At 69.0% G+C, this 2,884-nt stretch carries 1 protein-coding gene and 1 pseudogene; both read right to left on the bottom strand.

Annotation, left to right across the window (positions count from 1 at the left end):
* Positions 1–2,571 (bottom strand): error-prone DNA polymerase (locus tag G3N94_RS40665; protein ID WP_205799812.1); only part of this gene is annotated, 2,571 nt, incomplete at its 3' end.
* Between the two features lie 6 nt (positions 2,572–2,577).
* A pseudogene (locus G3N94_RS40660) lies at positions 2,578–2,884 on the bottom strand (DNA polymerase Y family protein); the annotation flags it as partial.

The following is a 2,884-nucleotide window of genomic DNA, read 5'->3' as shown; positions in this document are numbered from 1 at the left end:
CCGGCGCGCGGCGGCTTCGCCGAGGCCGCGCACGAGCGACAGGCCGAGCCGCACGGCGGGCCGGCCATGCGGCGGCGCGTCGCCGGGCAGCGCTTCGAGCGATGCTTCCCGGTTGCTTTGCGTCACGTCGATCGGCAACACCTGCACGCCGTGGCGCTTCGCGTCCTGCACAAGCTGCGCGGGTGCGTAGAAACCCATCGGCTGGCTGTTCAGCAACGCGGCGAGGAAAATCTCGGGTTCGTGGCATTTGAGCCAGCTGCTCGCGTACACAAGGTGCGCGAAGCTCGCCGCGTGGCTTTCCGGAAAGCCGTATTCGCCGAAGCCCTTGATCTGCTCGAAGATCTGTTCGGCGAATTCGGGCGGATAGTCGCGCTCCCGCATCCCGTCGACGATCTTGCGGTGATACTGCTCGAGATTGCCCTTGCGCTTCCACGCGGCCATCGCGCGGCGCAGCTCGTCGGCCTCGCCGGGCGTGAAGCCGGCCGCGATCATCGCGATCTGCATCACCTGCTCCTGGAAGATCGGCACGCCGCACGTCCGTTCAAGCGCGGGCTTCAGATCTTCCTTCGGATAACGAATCGGCTCGATCCCCTGCCGCCGCTTCAGGTACGGATGCACGGCGCCGCCCTGGATCGGCCCCGGCCGCACGATCGCGACCTCGATCACGAGGTCGTAATAGTTGCGCGGCCGCAACCGCGGCAGCATCGACATCTGCGCGCGCGATTCGATCTGGAACACGCCGACCGTGTCGGCGCGGCAGATCATGTCGTAGGTTGCTTCGTCATCCTGCGGAATGTCATCCATTCCGAACGGGCTGTCGTCGTCGGGCCGACCAGGCCGCATCGGCGGCCCTCGCCACGCGGTGACCAGGTCGAACGCGCGATGCAGCGCCGACAGCATGCCGAGCGCAAGCACGTCGACCTTCATCAGCCCGAGCGCTTCGAGGTCGTCCTTGTCCCACTGGATCACGCGCCGCCCGTCCATCGCCGCGTTCTCGACCGGCACGAGCCGCGTGAGCTTGCCGCGGCTGATCACGAAGCCGCCCGAGTGCTGCGACAGATGGCGCGGAAAACCGAGCAGCCGCGCGGCGAGTTCGGCCCAGGCCTGGATCAGCGGCGTGTCGGGGTCGAGCCCGACCGACGCGAATTGCTGCAGCAGGTCGCGGCTGCCGTCGAACCAGCGATGCCCTTTCGCGACGCGCTCGATCAGCATCGGATCGACGCCGAGCGCCTTGCCGGTCTCGCGCAGCGCGCCGCGCGGACGGTAGGTCGACACGGCGGCGGCGAGCGCCGCGCGGTTGTGGCCGTATTTCTCGTACAGGTACTGGATGACTTCCTCGCGCCGCTGGTGCTCGAAGTCGACGTCGATGTCGGGCGGCTCGCCGCGCTCGCGGCTGATGAAGCGCTCGAACAGCAGCGTGCTGCGCTCGGGGTCCACCTCGGTGACGCCGAGGCAGTAGCAGACCACCGAATTCGCGGCCGAGCCGCGCCCCTGGCACAGGATGTCCCGGCTGCGCGCATAGGTGACGACGTCGTAGACGGTCAGGAAGAACGGCTCGTATTTGAGCTCCTCGATCAGCTCGAGTTCGTGCTCGATCAGCTTCACCACCTTCTCCGGCACGCCGTTCGGATAACGTCGGTGCGCCCCTGCCCAGGTTTCCTGCTCCAGGTAACTGGCCGGCGTGTGCCCGTGCGGCACGAGCTCGAGCGGATATTCGTAGTGCAGATCGCCGAGCGAGAAGCCGCACGCATCGAGCATCGCGCACGTCTGCCCGATCTCGTCCGGCGAAAACAGCTGCGCGATCCGCCCGCGATGACGCAGATGCTGCTCCGCGTTCGGTGCGAGCGCATAGCCGCACTCGGAGATCGGCATCCCGTGCCGGATCGCCGTCATCGCATCCTGCAGCTGCTTGCATGAGCGCCGGTGCATCGTCACGTCGCCGAGTGCGACGACGCGCATCCCGCGCCGCGCGCCGGCCGCACGGATCTCCTCGCGCTGCGCACCGTCGAGCGCGCGCTGCAACTGCACGAGCCCGAGCCGCGCGCGCTCGCCGAACGTCGCGCGAAACCACGCGACCTGCGCGTCGAGCACGTCCGCGCGCACCGGGTACGCGGGCACGAGGATCGCGAAGCAGTCGGGCACGCCGCGCAGGTGCGCGTACTCCGCGGGCGGCGCCGACAGCATCCGCGGCGTCAGCCGGTACGTGCCCTTCGGCGCGTTCATGCGCCGCCACGAGATCAGCTCGGACAGGTTGCCGTAGCCCTCGCGGTTCTGCGCGAGCAGCACGAGCCCGAACGCGCCGGGCCCCGGATCATGGCCGGGCGCGGCGTCGTCCGGCGTCACGTCGAAGTACGCGCCGACGATCAGCGGCAGCCCTTTCGCCTTCGCCGCGACATGCATCCGCGGCGCGCCAGCGAGCGAGCATTCGTCGGTGATCGCGATCCCGCGGTAGCCGAGTTCCGCCGCGCGCTCGACGAGCTCTTCCGCATGCGACGCGCCATGCAGGAACGAGAAGTTCGAGCGGCAGAACAGCTCCGCGTAGTCGGGCAGAAACTTGAATTCCGCAGTCATCGTCACTCAGCCGAACAGGCCGTGCAGGAACCAGCGCGGCCCGGCCTCGCTGCGGCCGCTCGGCCGCTCCTGAAAGATCCAGTAGCACGCGCCGGTTTCATCCTGCGCGACGTGGTAATCGCGCTCGACAAGCTGACCATCGAACCATCCCGCCTCGATCCGCTCGGCCGACGACATCATCCTGAGCGGCGTGCGGAACACCGGCCGGTTCTCGCGCATCAACAGCGGCTGCGGCTCGGCCAGCAGCCACGCGGGACGCGGCGGCGCGGCAGGCGGACCGGCAGCCGGCCGGCCCGCCTGCGCATCGAGCGGC

Source organism: Burkholderia sp. Ac-20353 (assembly GCF_017104785.1).
Lineage (GTDB): Bacteria > Pseudomonadota > Gammaproteobacteria > Burkholderiales > Burkholderiaceae > Burkholderia.
This window is presented reverse-complemented; position numbering and strand designations above follow the sequence as displayed.